The organism is Jannaschia sp. Os4 (assembly GCF_016820245.1).
In the GTDB taxonomy this organism is placed as follows: domain Bacteria; phylum Pseudomonadota; class Alphaproteobacteria; order Rhodobacterales; family Rhodobacteraceae; genus Jannaschia.
Genome location: NZ_JAFCAR010000004.1, coordinates 817979 through 833649, shown reverse-complemented (window position 1 = coordinate 833649; position 15671 = coordinate 817979). Strand labels below are relative to the sequence as shown.

Annotated in this window: 20 protein-coding genes; 10 read left to right on the top strand and 10 right to left on the bottom strand. The window is 73.8% G+C overall.

Annotated elements, in window-relative coordinates; genetic code table 11:
• Positions 1-157 precede the first annotated feature (157 nt).
• Together JQC91_RS13115 and JQC91_RS13110 are read left to right on the top strand one after the other, a co-directional pair.
• Positions 158-1861, top strand: coding sequence for a tetratricopeptide repeat protein (locus JQC91_RS13115; protein WP_203287279.1), 1704 nt, complete (start codon positions 158-160; stop codon positions 1859-1861).
• A complete protein-coding gene (locus tag JQC91_RS13110; protein WP_203287277.1) occupies positions 1858-2655 on the top strand; it encodes a 4-(cytidine 5'-diphospho)-2-C-methyl-D-erythritol kinase in 798 nt (265 codons plus the stop codon). Before JQC91_RS13115 ends, JQC91_RS13110 begins: the two co-directional genes overlap by 4 nt.
• A gap of 4 nt (positions 2656-2659) precedes the next feature.
• Here the strand turns inward: JQC91_RS13110 and JQC91_RS13105 are convergent, their stop codons facing one another.
• A complete protein-coding gene (locus tag JQC91_RS13105; RefSeq protein WP_203287275.1) occupies positions 2660-3649 on the bottom strand; it encodes a polyprenyl synthetase family protein in 990 nt (329 codons plus the stop codon).
• A 57-nt stretch (positions 3650-3706) separates the two neighbouring features.
• Here JQC91_RS13105 and JQC91_RS13100 point away from each other — a divergent pair, with 57 nt between their 5' ends.
• From JQC91_RS13100 to JQC91_RS13090, 3 genes are all read left to right on the top strand, one after another.
• On the top strand, positions 3707-3922 hold the full coding sequence (locus tag JQC91_RS13100) for a DUF2007 domain-containing protein (protein ID WP_203287273.1): 216 nt from the start codon (positions 3707-3709) through the stop codon (positions 3920-3922).
• Complete coding sequence (locus tag JQC91_RS13095; RefSeq protein WP_203287271.1) at positions 3919-4635, top strand: methyltransferase; 717 nt, start codon at positions 3919-3921, stop codon at positions 4633-4635. The genes JQC91_RS13100 and JQC91_RS13095 overlap by 4 nt, the downstream gene beginning before the upstream one ends.
• Positions 4636-4740: 105 nt before the next feature.
• Complete coding sequence (locus tag JQC91_RS13090) at positions 4741-4917, top strand: DUF465 domain-containing protein (RefSeq protein WP_203287269.1); 177 nt, start codon at positions 4741-4743, stop codon at positions 4915-4917.
• Positions 4918-4937: 20 nt separating this feature from the next.
• Here the strand turns inward: JQC91_RS13090 and gcvA are convergent, their stop codons facing one another.
• Positions 4938-5900 (bottom strand): transcriptional regulator GcvA, encoded by a 963-nt coding sequence (gcvA, locus tag JQC91_RS13085; protein WP_203287267.1) that lies wholly within the window; start codon positions 5898-5900, stop codon positions 4938-4940.
• A 101-nt stretch (positions 5901-6001) separates the two neighbouring features.
• On the opposite strand from gcvA, the gene JQC91_RS13080 reads away from it, so the two are divergent.
• Positions 6002-6148, top strand: coding sequence for a hypothetical protein (locus tag JQC91_RS13080; protein WP_203287266.1), 147 nt, complete (start codon positions 6002-6004; stop codon positions 6146-6148).
• A 39-nt stretch (positions 6149-6187) separates the two neighbouring features.
• Here JQC91_RS13080 and phbB read toward each other — a convergent pair whose 3' ends face one another.
• From phbB to JQC91_RS13050, 6 genes are all read right to left on the bottom strand, one after another.
• A complete protein-coding gene (phbB, locus tag JQC91_RS13075) occupies positions 6188-6910 on the bottom strand; it encodes an acetoacetyl-CoA reductase (RefSeq protein ID WP_203287264.1) in 723 nt (240 codons plus the stop codon).
• 2 nt (positions 6911-6912) lie between these two features.
• The gene (locus JQC91_RS13070) at positions 6913-7770 is read right to left on the bottom strand and encodes a patatin-like phospholipase family protein (RefSeq protein WP_203287261.1); all 858 of its coding nucleotides are present in this window, start codon (positions 7768-7770) and stop codon (positions 6913-6915) included.
• Positions 7771-7930: 160 nt separating this feature from the next.
• Entirely contained in the window at positions 7931-9106 is a 1176-nt protein-coding gene (locus JQC91_RS13065; protein WP_203287259.1) for an acetyl-CoA C-acetyltransferase, read from the bottom strand.
• Between the two features lie 142 nt (positions 9107-9248).
• Positions 9249-10085, bottom strand: a complete 837-nt coding sequence (locus tag JQC91_RS13060; protein WP_203287257.1) for an EAL domain-containing protein — start codon at positions 10083-10085, stop codon at positions 9249-9251.
• 48 nt (positions 10086-10133) lie between these two features.
• Positions 10134-10688: a type 1 glutamine amidotransferase domain-containing protein gene (locus JQC91_RS13055; protein ID WP_203287255.1), complete on the bottom strand. Its 555-nt coding sequence runs from the start codon at positions 10686-10688 to the stop codon at positions 10134-10136.
• A 57-nt stretch (positions 10689-10745) separates the two neighbouring features.
• A complete protein-coding gene (locus JQC91_RS13050) occupies positions 10746-11159 on the bottom strand; it encodes a VOC family protein (protein WP_203287254.1) in 414 nt (137 codons plus the stop codon).
• A gap of 92 nt (positions 11160-11251) precedes the next feature.
• Here JQC91_RS13050 and JQC91_RS13045 point away from each other — a divergent pair, with 92 nt between their 5' ends.
• Positions 11252-11422, top strand: coding sequence for a hypothetical protein (locus tag JQC91_RS13045; protein WP_203287252.1), 171 nt, complete (start codon positions 11252-11254; stop codon positions 11420-11422).
• 3 nt (positions 11423-11425) lie between these two features.
• Here JQC91_RS13045 and JQC91_RS13040 read toward each other — a convergent pair whose 3' ends face one another.
• Complete coding sequence (locus JQC91_RS13040; protein ID WP_203287250.1) at positions 11426-11878, bottom strand: Lrp/AsnC family transcriptional regulator; 453 nt, start codon at positions 11876-11878, stop codon at positions 11426-11428.
• Between the two features lie 73 nt (positions 11879-11951).
• Here JQC91_RS13040 and JQC91_RS13035 point away from each other — a divergent pair, with 73 nt between their 5' ends.
• The gene (locus JQC91_RS13035; RefSeq protein WP_203287248.1) at positions 11952-12548 is read left to right on the top strand and encodes a LysE family translocator; all 597 of its coding nucleotides are present in this window, start codon (positions 11952-11954) and stop codon (positions 12546-12548) included.
• A gap of 233 nt (positions 12549-12781) precedes the next feature.
• Here the strand turns inward: JQC91_RS13035 and JQC91_RS13030 are convergent, their stop codons facing one another.
• Positions 12782-13969 carry a MalY/PatB family protein gene (locus tag JQC91_RS13030; protein ID WP_203287246.1) on the bottom strand — a complete coding sequence of 396 codons (1188 nt, stop codon included), beginning with the start codon at positions 13967-13969 and terminating at the stop codon, positions 12782-12784.
• A 101-nt stretch (positions 13970-14070) separates the two neighbouring features.
• On the opposite strand from JQC91_RS13030, the gene def reads away from it, so the two are divergent.
• Both def and JQC91_RS13020 read left to right on the top strand, forming a co-directional pair.
• Complete coding sequence (gene def, locus JQC91_RS13025; protein ID WP_203287244.1) at positions 14071-14601, top strand: peptide deformylase; 531 nt, start codon at positions 14071-14073, stop codon at positions 14599-14601.
• On the top strand, positions 14598-15647 hold the full coding sequence (locus JQC91_RS13020) for a hypothetical protein (protein ID WP_203287241.1): 1050 nt from the start codon (positions 14598-14600) through the stop codon (positions 15645-15647). Before def ends, JQC91_RS13020 begins: the two co-directional genes overlap by 4 nt.
• Positions 15648-15671: the final 24 nt, after the last annotated feature.

Sequence of the window (15671 nt, the reverse complement as noted above, 5' to 3'; positions counted from 1 at the left end):
CGGGACGGCCGGACCGGGCGGGGGGCATCGCCGCGCCGCCGGAGGGGCGCGGCGCGCGCGCCGTCGCCCCGCCTCCGGGACCGGCGCGGTCCCGCCCCCTCGGTTGCACCTCCCCCGGCCCCCGCCTAGCGTGCCGCGACCCCTTCCGGAGACCCCGATGCGCCTTTCCGCCGCCCTCTTGGCCGCCACGCTCCTCCTGCCCGCGCCGCTCCTCGCGCAGACCCGCGGCGAGGCCGGACCCTACCTCGCCGCCCGCATCGCGGGTTTCGCCAGCGACTACGCGGCGGCGGCGGAGTACTACGACCGGCTCGTGGCGCGCGACGACACCACGCCCTCCGTGCTCGAGAACGCGGTGATCGTGAACGCCGCGCTCGGCGACTTCGCCGCCGCCGCCCGCGTGGCCGACCTCCTCGAGGCGGCGGAGGGCGAGAGCCAGTTCGCCGACGCGGCCCGGCTGATCGCCGCGCTGGAGGCGGGCGACTGGGACGGGGCCGAGGCCATCCTGTCCGGCGAGACCGTGGGCGGCGCGCTGCTCGACGGGCTGGTGCGGGGATGGATCGCCGCGGCGCGGGGCGACGGCGCGGCGGCGCGGGCCGAGTTCGATCGCCTCGCCGAGACCGAAGGCTTCACGCCCTTCGCGCTGATCCACACCGCCTACCTCGCGGCGATGGAGGGCGACTTCGAGACCGCCGACGAGATCTTCTCGGGCCGCGCGGGCACCGCGCTGCAGCTGACCGCGCGCGGGATCGAGGGCCACGCGCAGGTGCTCGCCGCGATGGGCCGGACCGCGGACGCGGTGGATCTGCTGACCCAGTCGACGGCGGCGGTGAACTCGCCCGCCCTCGAGGCCCTGCTGGCGCGGATCGAGGCGGGCGAGGAGGTCGGCTTCGACCTCGTCGCCACGCCGCGCGACGGCATGGCTGAGGCCTACTTCACCCTCGCCGCCCTGCTCGCGGGCGAGGCGAGCCCGACCTTCGTGCTGATCAACGGGCGCGCCGCCACGGTGCTGCGCCCCGACCACACCGAGGCGCTCGTCCTCGTGGCCGCGCTGCTCGACGATCAGGGCCAGAGCGACCTCGCCGCCGCCGCCCTGCGGGCCGTGCCCCGCGACGACCCCGCCTTCCACGCCGCCGAGATCGAGCGAGCCGACGTGCTCCTGAAGGCGGGCCGGGAGGAGGCCGCCGTCGAGGTGCTGCAGGCCCTGACCCGCACGGACGCGGACCGCCAGGAGGTCTGGGCCTCCCTGGGCGACGCGCTGCGCCGGACCGAGGACTTCGTCGGGGCGGCGGAGGCCTACGACCGCGCCCTCTCCATCGTCGAGGCGGCGGGCGAGCCGGAGGCGCGCGACTGGTTCCTCTACTACGCCCGCGGCATCGCGCGGGAGCGGACGGACGACTGGGCGGGGGCGGAGGCCGACTTCCGCCGCGCGCTCGACCTCAACCCCGACCAGCCCTCCGTGCTGAACTACCTCGGCTACGGCCTCGTGGAGCAGCGCATGAAGCTCGACGAGGCGCTGGACATGATCGAGCGCGCCGTCGCCGCGCGGCCCAACGACGGCTACATCACCGACAGCCTCGGCTGGGTCCTCTACCGCCTCGGCCGCGCCGAGGAGGCCGTGGCCCCGATGGAGCGCGCGGTCGAGCTGACACCGCGCGACCCGGTCATCAACGACCATCTCGGCGACGTGCTCTGGACCGTGGGCCGCAAGCGCGAGGCGGAGTTCCAGTGGCGCCGCGCCCTCTCGCTCGATCCCGAGCCGGAGGATCTCGCCCGGATCAAGCGCAAGCTCGAGGTCGGGCTGGACGCGGTCCTCGACGAGGAGGGCGGCGTCGGCGTCCTCGAAGAGGCCGACGACGGGTGAGCGCGCGCCGGGGCCTCGCGCCCGCGAAGGTGAACCTCTGCCTGCACGTCACGGGACGGCGGGCGGACGGGCGGCACGACCTCGACGGGCTGGTCGCCTTCGCCGACTTCGGCGACCGGCTGACGCTCTCCGACGGCGACGGGCTCGCCGTCACGGGCCCCTTCGCGGCGAGGGTGCCCACCGACGACGCCAACATCGTCCGCCGGGCGCTGGCGGCCGCCGGCACCCGCGCCCACGTCACCCTCGACAAGCGCCTGCCGCACCCCGCCGGGATCGGCGGCGGCTCCTCGGACGCGGCCTGCGCGCTGCGCCTCGCGGGCGCCGCGCTCGACACGGACGCGCTCATGGCGCTGGGCGCGGACGTGCCCGTCTGCATGGACCCCCGCGCCCAGCGGATGCGCGGCGCGGGCGAGCGGGTGGAGCGCATCGACCTGCCCGCGCTGCACGGCGTGCTCGTGAACCCCGGCGTCGGCGTGCCGACGGGCGCGGTCTTCGCGGGACTCGCCGCGAAGGCGAACCCCCCGATGCCCGATCCGCCCGCCTTCGCCGACGGCGCGGCGGCGGTGGCGTGGCTGTCCGACCGCCGCAACGACCTGGAGGCGCCCGCCACGGCGATCGCGCCGGTCATCGAGACGGCGCTGGCGGACCTGCGTGCCGCCGGGGGCGCGCTCGCGCGGATGAGCGGGTCGGGGGCCACCTGCTTCGGCCTCTGGGACAGCCGCGCCGCCGCCGAGGAAGCCGCGCGCGGCTTGGCCCGGCCGGGCTGGTGGGTCGAGGCCGCGACCCTCTGGTGAGCCGTCAGGAGGCGCGCGCCACCACGTAGTCGGCGAGGTCCGCCAGCATCCCGCGCAGCGGATGGTCCGGCAGCCGCTCCAAAGCCGCCACCGCCCGGTCCCGCCACGCCAGCGCCTCGGCCCGCGTCTCCTCCAGCGTGCCGTGCCGGTCGAGGATCGCGCGCGCCTGCGCGAACTCGCCCTCGCCGCGCTCCAGCGCGCCCTTCCAGAACGCCCGCTCGCCCTCGTCGGCCCGCGCCAGCGCCCGGATCACCGGCAGGGTCAGCTTGCCCTCGCGCAGGTCGTCGCCGAGGTTCTTGCCGATCCCGTCGCCCGCGCCCCCGTAGTCGAGCCAGTCGTCCACGATCTGGAACGCCACGCCGATCGCGTCGCCGTACTCGGCCAAGGCCGCGACCCGGTCCTCCTCGACGCCCGCGATGACGCCGCCCACTTGGGCCGCCGCCTCGAACAGCGCGGCCGTCTTGCCCCGCACGATCCTAAGGTAGGTGTCCTCGGTCGTCGAGAGGTCGCGCGCCGCCGACAGCTGCAGCACCTCGCCCTCGGCGATGGTCGCCGCCGCGTTGGCTAGGATGTCGAGCACCCGCAGCGAGCCCGTCTCGACCATCAGCTGGAAGGACCGCGCGAAGAGGTAGTCGCCGACCAGCACGCTGGACTGGTTGTCCCAGAGCAGGTTGGCCGTGGGCCGCCCGCGCCGCTGCTTGGACTCGTCGACCACGTCGTCGTGCAGCAGCGTGGCGGTGTGGATGAACTCCACCGTCGCGGCGAGGCGCAGGTGGTGGTCGCCCTCGTAGCCGCACAGCCGCGCCGCCGCGACCGTCAGCAGGGGGCGGACCCGCTTGCCGCCGCCGCCGAGCAGGTGCTCGGTCACCTGCGGGATGCGGGGCGCCGCCTCCGAGGCCATGCGGTCCCGGATCAGCGCGTCCACGGCGGCCATGTCGTCGGACAGCGCGGCGGCGAGGCGCTCGTGCGGCGGGATCGGCTCGGGTCGGTTCATCTGCCTCTCCGACGGGGCGTCTGGACGGCGCGTGGCGCGCGGCCTAGGCCGGACCCCATGCGAGAACTCCTGCGGACCAACGACCCCACGGTCATCGCCTTCGCCGAGGCCCTCTTGGACGGCGAGGGTATAGGGTGCTTCGTGCTCGACGCCAACACGTCGATCCTCGAGGGCAGCATCGGCATATTGCCGCGCCGGATGATGGTCGCGGAGCGCGATCTATTCATGGCGCGGCACGTGATGCGGGACAACGGGGTCACGGTCTCGGAATGAGCCACACGGAGGATCGGTTCCTCGGCGGGCGGGTCGTTCTGCGGCAGCCCGCGCGGGGGTTCCGGTCCGGCTCGGACGCGGTGCTGCTGGCCGCCGCCTGCCCCGCGCAGGCCGGCGAGGCGGTGCTGGACCTCGGCTGCGGTGCGGGGGCGGCGATGGCCTGCGTGGCGGCGCGCGTGCCGGGGGTCGTCGTCGCGGGGCTGGAGCGGGACGCCGGGGCCGCCGCGCTGGCCCGCGCGAACGTGCCCGGCGCCCGGGTGATCGAGGGCGACGCCCTCGATCCGCCGCCCGCCGCCAAGCGTCAGTGGGACCACGTGATCTGCAACCCGCCCTACCTGCCCGCGGGGTCGGGCCGCGCCGCCGCCGACGCCGCGCGCGAGGCGGCGCTGCGCGAGGCGGGGCCCGGCGGCGTGCGCGCGTGGACGCGCGCCGCGATGCGGCGGGCGGGGCCGAAGGGGACCGTCACGCTCGTCGCCCGCGCGGACCGGCTGGCCGACCTGCTGGGCACGATGGCGCCGGGGCTGGGCGACCTCGCGGTGCTGCCCCTCGCGTCCCAGCCCGGCGCCCCGGCGCATCGCGTGATCGTGCGGGGGCGCAAGGCGGCGCGCGGGCCACTGCGGCTCCTGCCGCCCTTGGTGCTGCACGACGGGGCGGTGCCGTCCGCCGCGGCCGAGGCCGTGCTCCGCCATGCGGGCCCGTTGACGCTTTCTTAGGCTTCGTCGCGCCACAAGCGGGGTTGCACGGGAAAGGTCGTGACACGGCGCTATGTCCCATGCTGCACTCGGACCGTGCCAAACCAACAGCTGAAGGAGACGCCCATGTCGCTCGGATCTCACCTGCAGGAGCTGAAGAAGAAGCACGCCACCCTGTCCGCCCGCGTCGAGGCGGAGATGGCCAGCCCCGGCTCCGATTCGCTGGAGGTCGCCGCGCTCAAGAAGCGCAAGCTCGCCCTCAAGCAGGAGATCGCCCGCCTGAGCGAAGGGGTGTCGGCCTAGCGCCGCGCGCCCGCCCTGACCTAGCCCTCGGGCGTCGTGGCCACGTCCACGGCGTCCACCATCGTCCGCCCGCCCGAATGGTCGGCCATCGTCGCGACCTCGCCGCGCAGCCAGTCGAGGAACGCGCGCGTCGCGGGCCGGTCCTGTGCGCCCTGCGGGCACAGCACCCGGTAGCGCGCCTCGGGCACGATCGCGACGTCGAACGGCGCCACCAGCGCGCCCGTCCGCAGCGCCGCGTCCGCGAGGCTCATCCGCCCCAGCACCACGCCCGCCCCCGCCTGCGCGGCGTCGAGCGCGTGGTCCGCTTGGCTGAACCTCGGCCCGTGCGGCTCCGGCGCGGGCACGGAGGCCGCCCGGAACCACGTTCCCCAGTCGAAGCCGGTGAAGGCCGCCGTGTCGTCCTGATGGATCAGGGGCGCGTCGCGCAAGCTTTCCGGCGTGGCGTAGCGGGCCGCGAGGTCGGGGGTCATCATCGGCGTCATCCATTCGCCGAGGTCGAGGGCGACGTGCAGCGCCTCGTCCTCACCCGCGCGGGGCTGGCCGAAGCGGATGGCCACGTCGATGTCGTCGGTGCGGAAGTCGAGCAGGCGCAGCGTGGCGGCGAAGCGCAGCTCCACCTCCGGGTGCTTGGAGGCGAAGTCGAAGAGACGGGGGGCGAGCCAACGGGCGGTGAAGGCGGGCCCTGCGGTGACGGTCAGCAGCCCGCTCTCCTGCGTTCGCTTGGCCGCGCGCCACGCCGCGCGCAGGGCGGCGAACCCCTCGGCAGCCCCGGGGGCGAGGGCGGCCCCCGCCTCGGTCAGTTCGACCTTGCGGTTCATGCGGTGGAAGAGCGGGGCGCCGAACTGCTCCTCTAGCGACTTGATCTGGTAGGACAACGCGGCGGGCGTGACGTGCAATTCGGCCGCCGCGTCTTGGAACGACATGTGCCGCGCGGCGGCGTCGAAGGCGCGCAAGGCCGTGAGCGGAGGCAGGCGGTCGGACAAGGTGGGCTTAACCGAAGCAGGCAGAAGTCTCGTTTGTGATCAGGTCGAGCGGGGTCCAAGTCAAGGACGACGCAACGAAGCTGATCCGAGAGGAGCCCGCCATGTTCGAGACCCCGACCACCCGGACCTACCACGCCGCCTTCGCCCGCGCCCATGCCGAGCGGGGCGCCGTCTTCCGGCGGCTGTTCACGTTCCGCCGCGCGGCGCCCGCCGCCCCGCACCTCCCGATCCGCGCGCGCTTCGCGTGACGGCGGTGGGCGGCCCCGCGACGGGGGCCGCCCGGAGGCTCAGGCGAGGTACTGGCCGCCGTTCGCGGAGATGGTCGAGCCGGTGATGAACCCGGCGTCGTCCGAGGTCAGGAACGCCACGCAGCGCGCGATCTCCTCGGCCTCGCCCAAGCGGCCCACGGGGATGGCGCCGACGATGGAGTCCATGACCTTCTCGGGGATGGTGCTCATCATGTCGGTGTTGATGTAGCCCGGCGCGACCACGTTGACGGTGATGTTGGCCCGCGCCCCCTCCTGCGCCAGCGCCTTGGAGAAGCCGATGTCGCCCGCCTTGGTCGCGGCGTAGTTGGCTTGCGCGAACTGGCCCTTCTGGCCGTTGATCGAGCTGATCGTGACGATCCGCCCGAACTTGCGCTCGCGCATGCCGCCCCAGACGTTGTGCGTCATGTTGAAGACGCCCGTCAGGTTGGTGTCGATGACGGCGTGCCAGTGCTCGGGCGTCATCTTGTGGAAGGGCGCGTCGCGGGTGATGCCCGCGTTGTTCACGAGGATGTCGACCGGGCCGAGGTCGGCCTCGACCTGGGCGATGCCCGCCTTGCAGGCGTCGTAGTCGGCCACGTCCCACTTGTAGGTCTTGATGCCGGTCTCGTCGGTGAACTGCCTCGCCCGCTCGTCGTTGCCGGCATAGGTGGCGGCGACCTGCGCGCCTTGGTCCTTCAGGGCCTTCGAGATGGCGGCGCCGATGCCGCGCGATCCTCCGGTGACGAGTGCGATACGAGACATGTTCAGTTCTCCTCCTTGGTGGTTCGGTCGGCACGGTCGCGCAGCCAAGCCTCGCCGTCGCGATGGCCTTGGTCCCACGCCTCGCGCAGCAGGTCGGGGTCGGTGAAGTCGAGCTTGGAGCCGTCCAGCACGGGGGCGGAGGGCTGCACGTAGTCGACGTGGTCGTCGTCCGGCAGGGACGCGAACCGCTTGGTCAAGAGCGCCAGCGTGCGCCCGGCGTCGGGGTCGGGCAGGGGGGCCTTGTCGACCATGCCGCCGTCGTAGACCGGCTCCCCGTCCCAATCGTCGGGGCGGAAGGCGGGGGGCACGGTCGCGGCCATGCGGATCAGGTCGGGCAGGGTGCCGTCGCGGGCCGCGCGGCGCGCGTCGATCAGGCGCTGCTCGACCCCGGCATAGGAGGACAGGCGCGGGCGCGGCGTGGGGGCGACGACCTGCTCCATCTGATAGATCGTGCCCGCGGCCAGCGCCTTGAGCGTCGCGCCCGCGCCGTCGCCGGTGGTCGAGACGCTGATCTGGAAGGCGGGGCCCTCGGCGATGCGGACTTGGGCGTCCGCGTCGATCACGTCCTCGACGATCGCCTCGTAGACGCGCTGGTGCGGGGAGCGCCCGTCGTCGTCGTCGAGGTCGTCCCACGTCACGTTGCTGTCCGTGCGCCGCAGCGCGCGGGCGAAGCGCTCGAACAGCCACTCCTCCTGCCCGGCGAGCCACGCCGCGGCCGAGAGCGCGCCGCCGGACACGCCGGTGACGCGGTCGGGCGCGGGGGCCGGGCGGGCGGCCGTGACGGCCTCCATCCAGCCGCCGTGCCAGAAGCAGCGGAGCCCCCCGCCGGAGAAGACGACTTGCGCGAATCGGTCGCTCATTCGGCCCCCCGGGCAGGCGGTTCGTCAGGCAAGGTGGGCATCACCGGGGCGTCCGCGGGGGGCGTGCGCCCCCCGTGCACCCCCCGTGCACCCCCCGTGCATACGCCGTGCATACATCTTGCATACGGGCGTACATACGCGCGGCCCGCCCGACCTGCCGTCAGTCCCGCTCCACGCACATGGCGACGCCCATGCCGCCGCCGATGCACAGCGTGGCGAGGCCCTTCTTGGCGTCGCGGCGCTTCATCTCGAAGAGCAGCGTGTTGAGGACGCGCGCGCCCGAGGCCCCGATCGGGTGGCCGATGGCGATGGCGCCGCCGTTGACGTTCACGATGGACGGGTCCCAGCCCATGTCCTTGTTCACCGCGCAGGCCTGCGCGGCGAAGGCCTCGTTCGCCTCGACGAGGTCGAGGTCGTCCACGGACCAGCCCGCCTTCTCCAGCGCCTTGCGCGAGGCGTAGATGGGACCGACGCCCATGATCGACGGGTCGAGCCCGGCGGTGGCGTAGGAGGCGATGCGCGCCAAAGGCTCGATCCCGCGCTTGGACGCCGCGTCGGCGGACATCAGCAGCGTGGCGGCGGCGCCGTCGTTCAATCCGCTCGCGTTGGCCGCCGTGACGGTCCCGTCCTTGGTGAAGGCGGGGCGCAGGCCGGACATCTTGTCGATGGTGGCGCCGTGGCGGATGTACTCGTCGTCCTCGACCACGGTTTCGCCCTTGCGGCCCTTCACGGTGAAGGCGGCGATCTCGTCGCGGAACTTCCCGGACTTCTGCGCGGCCTCGGCCTTGTTCTGAGAGCCCACGGCGAACTCGTCCTGCGCCTCGCGGGTGATCTGCCACTGCTCGGCCACGTTCTCGGCGGTCTGGCCCATGTGGTAGCCGTTGAACGCGTCCCACAGCCCGTCGCGGATCATCGTGTCCACGAGCTTGAGGTCGCCCATCTTCTGGCCGCCGCGGATCGCCTGCGCGTGGGGCGACAGCGACATGCTCTCCTGCCCGCCGGCCACGACGATGGCCGCGTCGCCCAGTTGGATGTGCTGGGCGCCCAGCGCCACGGCGCGCAGGCCGGAGCCGCAGACCTGGTTGATGCCCCACGCCGACGCTTCCTTGGGAAGGCCCGCGTTGATCGCCGCCTGGCGGGCCGGGTTCTGGCCCTGCGCGGCGGTCAGCACCTGACCGAGGATCGTCTCGGACACCTCCGCCTTGTCCACGCCCGCGCGCTCGACCACCGCCTCGATCACGGCGGTGCCGAGGTCGTGGGCGGGGGTGTTGGCGAAGCTGCCGAGGAAACTGCCCACGGGGGTGCGGGCGGCGGAGGCGATCACGACGTTGGTCATTCCCGGTCCTTTCGGTTCGCGCCGGGATCGTGTCGTCGGGCAAGGGCCCACACCGGCGTTCGCCCGGGCGGATAGCGCGGGCGGGCGGCACAGTCCAATGCGCGGTTCGGCGCAAGGCGGGTTCGCGGGAACCCCGGCGGCGTCAGGCGGCCCCCGTCCAGTCCGGGCGCAGGCTCGGGCCGCCGCAGTGCCAGCCCTGCATCCCGTCGACGCCGGCCCGCGTCAGGACGGCCGCCTCGGCCCCGCGCTCGACGCCTTGGGCGACGACGTGGGCGTCGAGATGGGTGCCGAGCGAGACCATGATGTCGATCAGGCACTGGGCGTCGGCGTCCGCGTCGCAGCCCGCCACGAGGCTGCCGTCGATCTTGAGGATGTCGAACAGGAACGCGCGCAGGTGGCGGAAGGAGGTCATCCCCGCCCCGAGGTGGTCGAGCGCGAAGGAGACGCCGCGCGGGGACAGGTCGCGCATGAAGGCGAGGGTGATCTCGGGCACCTGCATGGCCGACGGCTCCGAGATCTCGAGGATCAGCCGCTCGCCCGGCGCGTCCCGCCCCTCCAGCCCCTCGTGCAGCAGCCGCCGCCACGGGCCGTAGCCGATGGACCGCGCCGACATGTTCACCGACAGGCGCAGGCCGGGCGTGCGGCGCAGCGCGCGCAGCGCGAGGCGCAGGGCCGCGCAGTCGATCTCCCGCCCGAGGTCCAGCCCCTCGACCGCGCCGATGAACTGGGCGGCGGGGATGACGCGCCCGGTCCCGTCCGTCAGCCGGACGAGCGACTCGTGGAAGGCGGTCTCGCCGCCCGCCGCCACGACCGGCTGGAACGCGAGGGTGACGTCGTCGCGGGCGAGCGCGGCGCGGACCATGTCCAGCACGTCGCGGTCGCGGGACCGGGTGGCGTAGTCGAACGGGCTGGGCGCGTCCGGGTCGATCCCGGGCGCGCCGTCGTCGGGCAGTTCGGGGGCGGGGGTGATGTCCTTCATGGGCGGTCCTCCGCCCCCGCCCTTGGCATGCCGCGGGTTGCCAGACCGTTAAGCGGCGGCACGCCCCGCGCCGGTCAGCGCGCGCGCGATGGCGTCGACGAAGGCGTCGAGGTCGTCGGGGTTGCGCGCGGTGACGATGTTGCCGTCGGTGACCACCTCGTCCACCACCTCGGCGCCCGCGTTGCGCAGGTCGGTGCGGATCGAGGTGTAGGACGTCATGCGCCGCCCCTCGGCCAGCCCCGCCTCGATCAGGAGCCACGGCGCGTGGCAGATCGCGGCGACGGGCTTGCCCGCCGCGTGCACCGCGCGGATCAGGGCGAGCGCGGCCTCCTCCGTGCGCAGCACGTCGGGGTTGATCTGCCCGCCCGGCAGCACGAGCGCGTCGTATTCGCCGGCCCCCGCCTCGGCGAGGTCGACGTCCACGGGGACCGCATCGCCCCAGTCGTCCTCGTCCCAGCCGCGGATCGACTCGACGCCGCCGGGCGCGACGACGTCCACGGTCGCGCCCATCCCGCGGAGCTTCTCGAGGGGGGTCTCCAGCTCGGACTGCTCGAAGCCGTCGGTCGAGAGGATGGCGATGCGGGTGCCGGTGAGGTCGGTCATGGGGAACTCCGTTTGCAGGTCTCGGCGCCGCAACGCGCCGCGCCCGCCGCCGTTCCGTCACAGGCCCGGCGGCCCCTTCAGCTCCAGCCGGTTGCCCCACGGGTCGTGGATGTAGACCGCCCGCCCCACGCCCCGCGCGCCGACCTGCACCTCCTCCTTGTGGACGGGGACGCCGTGGGCGGCGAGATGGGCCATCAGCGCGCCGCGCTCGAACGGTCCCACCGCGAGGGCCAGATGATCGACGTTGGTGCCGCCCCGCACCTTCGGCAGGGCGTAGGCCGCGCGGGGGTCGTCCGCGTCCCACAACCCGAGGATGATCCCCCCGAACCACAGATGCGCCATCCCGATCTCCGGGTAGTCGAAGGCCGGGACGCAGCCCAGCACGTCGCGATACCACGCGACCGCGCGGGGCAGGTCGCGGACCCACAGCACGGCGTGGTCGAGGCCCAAGGGGCGGATCGGGTTCGGCATACCGGGACCTCCGGTCGCGGGGGGGGGATCGGAACGCCACCCCCGGGGGAGCGGGTTCGTCGGGTGACCTAGCTCATCCCGTGGAGGCCCAAATGGCCGAGATCATCGTCGCCCTCAACATCGCGCTCACCTTCGGCGTGGTCCTGTTCTTCCTGTTCCGCTCCAAGAAGCGGACGAAGGACCGGCTGGACCACGAGACGCCCAAGTCGGCCTTGGCCAAGGACGGCCCCACCGGCGACGTGGAGGACCGGGCGCGGGTCTGACCGCTAGCCCCGCTCGTCCTTGGGCGAGCCCATGACCACGTAGGTCGTCAGCCGCGCTACCTGCGGCAGCACGCCCAGCACGTCGGTATGGAAGCGCTTGTAGTCGGCGAGGTCGCGTGCCTCGATGCGCAGCAGGTACTCCACCGTGCCCGTGATGTTGTGGCACTCCCGCACCTCGTCTGAGCGCGCCACGGCGCGCTCGAAGGCTTCCTGGCCGTGCTTGGTGTGGTCGTTGAGCCCGACCGCGATGTAGGCGGTGAAGCCCACCCCCGTCGCCTCGGGCCCCAGCACCGCGCGGTAGCCGCGGATCGCGCCCGTCGCCTCCAGCCGCTGGACCCGGCGCAGGGTGGCGGAGGGGGACAGCCCGACCTTGGCGGCGAGCGACTGGTTGCTCAGCCGCCCGTCGGCGGCCAGCTCGCGCAAGATGCTGCGGTCGAAAGGGTCGAGATCAGGCATTCCTTGCGGAGGTTGGCGGGTAGGCGCGCCGTTCGCAAGCACCTTGCGCGCCGGATGGGGCAATCCTGCGGCCATGACCATCGAGATGCTCCTCGCCCTCGCGGGCTTCGCCTTCGTCACCTCGATCACGCCGGGGCCGAACAATCTGATGCTGATGGCCTCGGGGGTGAACTTCGGGCTGCGGCGGACGGTGCCGCACATGCTGGGCGTGGGTCTGGGCTTCGGGTTCATGGTGGTCTGCGTCGGCATGGGGCTGGCCGCGCTGTTCGACCTCTACCCCCCGCTCAAGGTCGCGCTGGCGGTCGTCGCGGTGGCCTACCTGCTGTGGCTCGCGTGGCGGATCGCCAACGCGGGGGCGCCGAAGGGGGCCGAGGCGGGGGCGCGGCCGATGACCTTCCTCGAGGCGGCGGCCTTCCAGTGGGTGAACCCGAAGGCGTGGACGATGGCGCTGGGGGCGGTGTCGGTCTACTCGACCGGGTCGCTCGGATCGGTGGTCGCGGTGGCGGCGGTGTTCACGGCGGTCAACATCCCCTCCGTCGGCTCGTGGACGCTGCTCGGGCAGGAGATGCGGCACGTGCTGACCTCGCCCGCCCGCCTGCGCGCCTTCAACTGGACGATGGCGGCCCTGCTGGTCGCGACGCTCTGGCCGACGGTGGCGGGGCTCGTCTGACGGGTGCCTCCGGCGGGAGTATTTCGGGGAACATCGAGGGCACGCGTCCCCGGAAGAGTGGGCTCCTCCGGTGCACCGATGGTCCGCCAGCGACCGGGGACGCGCCGTTCATCGACGTTCACTGCCATCGGCTCTCCAGCCTGTACCGCGCCCATTGGGTAGGAGGCGACCGATTAAGGCCGGGTGAAGGGCCCCCTCGATGTTCCCCGAAATACTCCCGCCGGAGGCACCCGTCACTGCAGGTCGCCGAACGCCTCCGCGAGGCGGGCCACGGCGGTCTCCACGTTGGCGCGGGGCGTGGCCATGTTGAACCGCAGGAAGCTGTCGCCGCCCTTGCCGAAGGTGGGGCCGTGGTTGACGGCGATGCGGGCGTCGCCCTCGACCCGGCGGGTGAACTCCGCGCGGTCCATGCCCGTCCCTGAGAAGTCGACCCACGCGAGGTAGGTGGCCTGCATCGGCACGCTCCGCAGGCCGGGGATCGCGTCCACCGCCTCGTCGAAGAGGCGCCGGTTGCCGTCGAGGTACCGCATCAGGTCGTCCACCCACGCCGCGCCCTCGGGTGAGTAGGCGGCGGTGGTCATGTGCAGGCCGAAGGAGTTGGGCGAGAGCCCCAGCCCCAGCATCCGGGCGCCGAACTGGGCGCGGAGCCCCTCGTCCTCGACGATGACGTTGCCGGTATGCGCCCCCGCGATGTTGAAGGTCTTGGTGGGCGCCGTCATCATCACGAGGCGGGCCGGGTCCATGACCTTGGACATCGGCACGTGCGTCTCGCCCGGATAGACGAGGTCGTGGTGGATCTCGTCGGACACCAGCAGCAGGCCGTGGCGCTCGGCCAAGGCGGCGAAGCCCTCCAGCTCCTCGCGCGTCCAGACCCGCCCGTTCGGGTTGTGGGGCGAGCAGAGGATGGCCATCGTCGCCCCCTCGCGCGCGATCACCGCGTCCCACGCGTCCCAGTCGGGCGTGTAGCGCCCGTCCTCGTAGGCCAATTCGCATTCGACCACGCGGCGCCCGTTGCCGCGGATCACCTTGGCGAAGGCGTGGTAGACCGGGGTGAACAGCACGACCCCGTCGCCGGGCGCGGTCCACGTGTCGACGCACAGCGCGGTGCCGTTCACGAGGCCGTGGGTCGTGAAGATCGCGCCCGGGTCCACCTCCCAGCCGTGCCGCTCGGCCATCCACCAGCGGATCGCGTCGCGGTAGGGGCCGTCGTTGCCGAAGTAGCCGTAGACGTTGTGGGAGGTCATCGCGCGCAGGGCGTCCGTCACCACCGCCGGCGGCTCGAAGTCCATGTCGGCGACCCACATGGCGAGCCCGTCCGAGGCCGGTACCCCGTAGATCGCCTCCATCATGTCCCACTTCATGCAGTGCGTGCCACGGCGGTCGATCTCGGCATCGAAGCGGGGGTCGAGGTCGCGGGGCATGGGCGTCTCCGGGCGTTGGGTCCGGGGCGTTCCTCGCAAGGGGCGCGGGGCGGGGCAAGGCGCGGTTGCGCCGCAGGCGCCGCAAATCCATATGCGGGGGCATGAAACGGCCGATCCTGCTCCACCCCGACCCGCGCCTGAAGAAGGTCTGCGACCCCGTCGCCGACCTGTCGGACGACCTCCGCGCCTTGGCCGACGACATGCTCGAGACGATGTACGACGCGCCGGGCATCGGGCTGGCCGCGCCGCAGGTGGGGGTGAACGCGCGCCTGCTGGTGATGGACTGCGTCAAGGACGAGGAGGAGGCGCCCCGCCCCCTCGTGATGTTCAACCCCGAGATCGTGGCCGCCTCCGACGAGACCAGCGTCTACGAGGAGGGCTGCCTGTCGATCCCCGAGCAGTATGCCGACGTGACCCGCCCCGCCGAGGTGACCGTGCGGTGGATGGACCGGGACGGCAACGCGGTGCAGGAGGACATGGCCGGCCTCTGGGCCACCTGCGTGCAGCACGAGGTGGACCATCTCGACGGCACGCTCTTCATCGACCGCATCGGGCCGATGAAGCGGCAGATGATCACCCGGCGCATGGTCAAGCTGAAGCGCGAGCGGGCCAAGGAGCGCGCGCGCGCGTGACCGGGGGGCGCCGCATCTGGTCCGACGGGCCGATGTGGGCCGAGCACTCCCCCGCGCGGCGCGCCCGCGCGGCGGGCGATCGGGGGAGTGGCGGGCCGGTCGAGGGTCTGCCCCCGCTCGCCGTGTGCTTCACCGTGGACGCGTCGAACGCGTTCGGGCGCGACTTCCTCCTCGGACTCGGCTGGGAGGTGATCCTCGTCCGGCACCGGCCCCGCACGTGGCCGCGCCACCCGCCGCCGGGCCTCGCCGAGGCGCTGCGCCCGCGCCTCGCGGGGCGCGGCGCGGTGACCTACGGCTCGTCGCAGGGCGCGACGGCGGCGCTGCTCTACGCGCGTGCGCTCGGGGCCGCGCGGGTCGTGGCGATCTCCCCGCGGGCCAGCCGCACGGTGACGGGCGGCCCGGCGGGCACGGGGCGCTGGGCGGAGGCCGCGCCCGAGGTGGACTGGCGCTACGCCGCCACGCCCGAGGAGGTGGCCGCGCCGCTGCGGGTGGCGCTGCTCTACGACGACGCCAACCCGCTGGACGCGCCCATCGCGGACCAGATCGCGGAGGCGATGGGCGACCCCGCGCGCCTGACGCGGGTCCGCGTGCCGCTGGCGGGGCACCCGGCGGGCCGGTTCCTCAAGGAGACGGGGCAGCTCGCCCCCGTGGCCCGCGCGCTGCTGGAGCAGGCCCCCGTGCCGCCGGTGCGGACCGGGTGGAGCGTCGGGCGGCGGTCCTCGGCATGGCTGACGGCGGTCGCGCAGGTCGCGCTGGGGCGGGGGCGGCTCGACCTGTCGGAGCGTCTGCTACGCCGCAGCATCGCGCTGGGGCCGGACGCGCCGCTCCCCTACGTCCGGATGGTGCAGGTCCTGCTGGCCAAGGGGGAGACGGGCGCGGCGGTCGAGATGGCGCGGCGCGTGCGGCGCGACTGGCCCCGCCACCAAGGCGGCGCGGACCTCTTGGAGCGGGCGCTCGCGGCGGACGCGCGGGCGCGGGGGCGGTCATGGGCCGGACGCCTGCTCCGGGGCCTGCGCGGCGGCGGGGCGGCGAAAGGCCCGTCCTGACCCGCGGCGCGACCCCCGTCGGGG

What these genes read in the sequence shown, in the direction of transcription:
- JQC91_RS13115 (WP_203287279.1), top strand. Translation starts at nt 158, where the DNA reads ATGCGCCTTTCCGCCGCCCTCTTGGCCGCCACGCTCCTCCTGCCCGCG.
- JQC91_RS13105 (WP_203287275.1), bottom strand. Translation starts at nt 3,649, where the DNA reads ATGAACCGACCCGAGCCGATCCCGCCGCACGAGCGCCTCGCCGCCGCG.
- JQC91_RS13100 (WP_203287273.1), top strand. Translation starts at nt 3,707, where the DNA reads ATGCGAGAACTCCTGCGGACCAACGACCCCACGGTCATCGCCTTCGCC.
- JQC91_RS13095 (WP_203287271.1), top strand. Translation starts at nt 3,919, where the DNA reads ATGAGCCACACGGAGGATCGGTTCCTCGGCGGGCGGGTCGTTCTGCGG.
- JQC91_RS13090 (WP_203287269.1), top strand. Translation starts at nt 4,741, where the DNA reads ATGTCGCTCGGATCTCACCTGCAGGAGCTGAAGAAGAAGCACGCCACC.
- JQC91_RS13080 (WP_203287266.1), top strand. Translation starts at nt 6,002, where the DNA reads ATGTTCGAGACCCCGACCACCCGGACCTACCACGCCGCCTTCGCCCGC.
- phbB (WP_203287264.1), bottom strand. Translation starts at nt 6,910, where the DNA reads ATGTCTCGTATCGCACTCGTCACCGGAGGATCGCGCGGCATCGGCGCC.
- JQC91_RS13070 (WP_203287261.1), bottom strand. Translation starts at nt 7,770, where the DNA reads ATGAGCGACCGATTCGCGCAAGTCGTCTTCTCCGGCGGGGGGCTCCGC.
- JQC91_RS13065 (WP_203287259.1), bottom strand. Translation starts at nt 9,106, where the DNA reads ATGACCAACGTCGTGATCGCCTCCGCCGCCCGCACCCCCGTGGGCAGT.
- JQC91_RS13060 (WP_203287257.1), bottom strand. Translation starts at nt 10,085, where the DNA reads ATGAAGGACATCACCCCCGCCCCCGAACTGCCCGACGACGGCGCGCCC.
- JQC91_RS13055 (WP_203287255.1), bottom strand. Translation starts at nt 10,688, where the DNA reads ATGACCGACCTCACCGGCACCCGCATCGCCATCCTCTCGACCGACGGC.
- JQC91_RS13050 (WP_203287254.1), bottom strand. Translation starts at nt 11,159, where the DNA reads ATGCCGAACCCGATCCGCCCCTTGGGCCTCGACCACGCCGTGCTGTGG.
- JQC91_RS13045 (WP_203287252.1), top strand. Translation starts at nt 11,252, where the DNA reads ATGGCCGAGATCATCGTCGCCCTCAACATCGCGCTCACCTTCGGCGTG.
- JQC91_RS13040 (WP_203287250.1), bottom strand. Translation starts at nt 11,878, where the DNA reads ATGCCTGATCTCGACCCTTTCGACCGCAGCATCTTGCGCGAGCTGGCC.
- JQC91_RS13035 (WP_203287248.1), top strand. Translation starts at nt 11,952, where the DNA reads ATGACCATCGAGATGCTCCTCGCCCTCGCGGGCTTCGCCTTCGTCACC.
- JQC91_RS13030 (WP_203287246.1), bottom strand. Translation starts at nt 13,969, where the DNA reads ATGCCCCGCGACCTCGACCCCCGCTTCGATGCCGAGATCGACCGCCGT.
- def (WP_203287244.1), top strand. Translation starts at nt 14,071, where the DNA reads ATGAAACGGCCGATCCTGCTCCACCCCGACCCGCGCCTGAAGAAGGTC.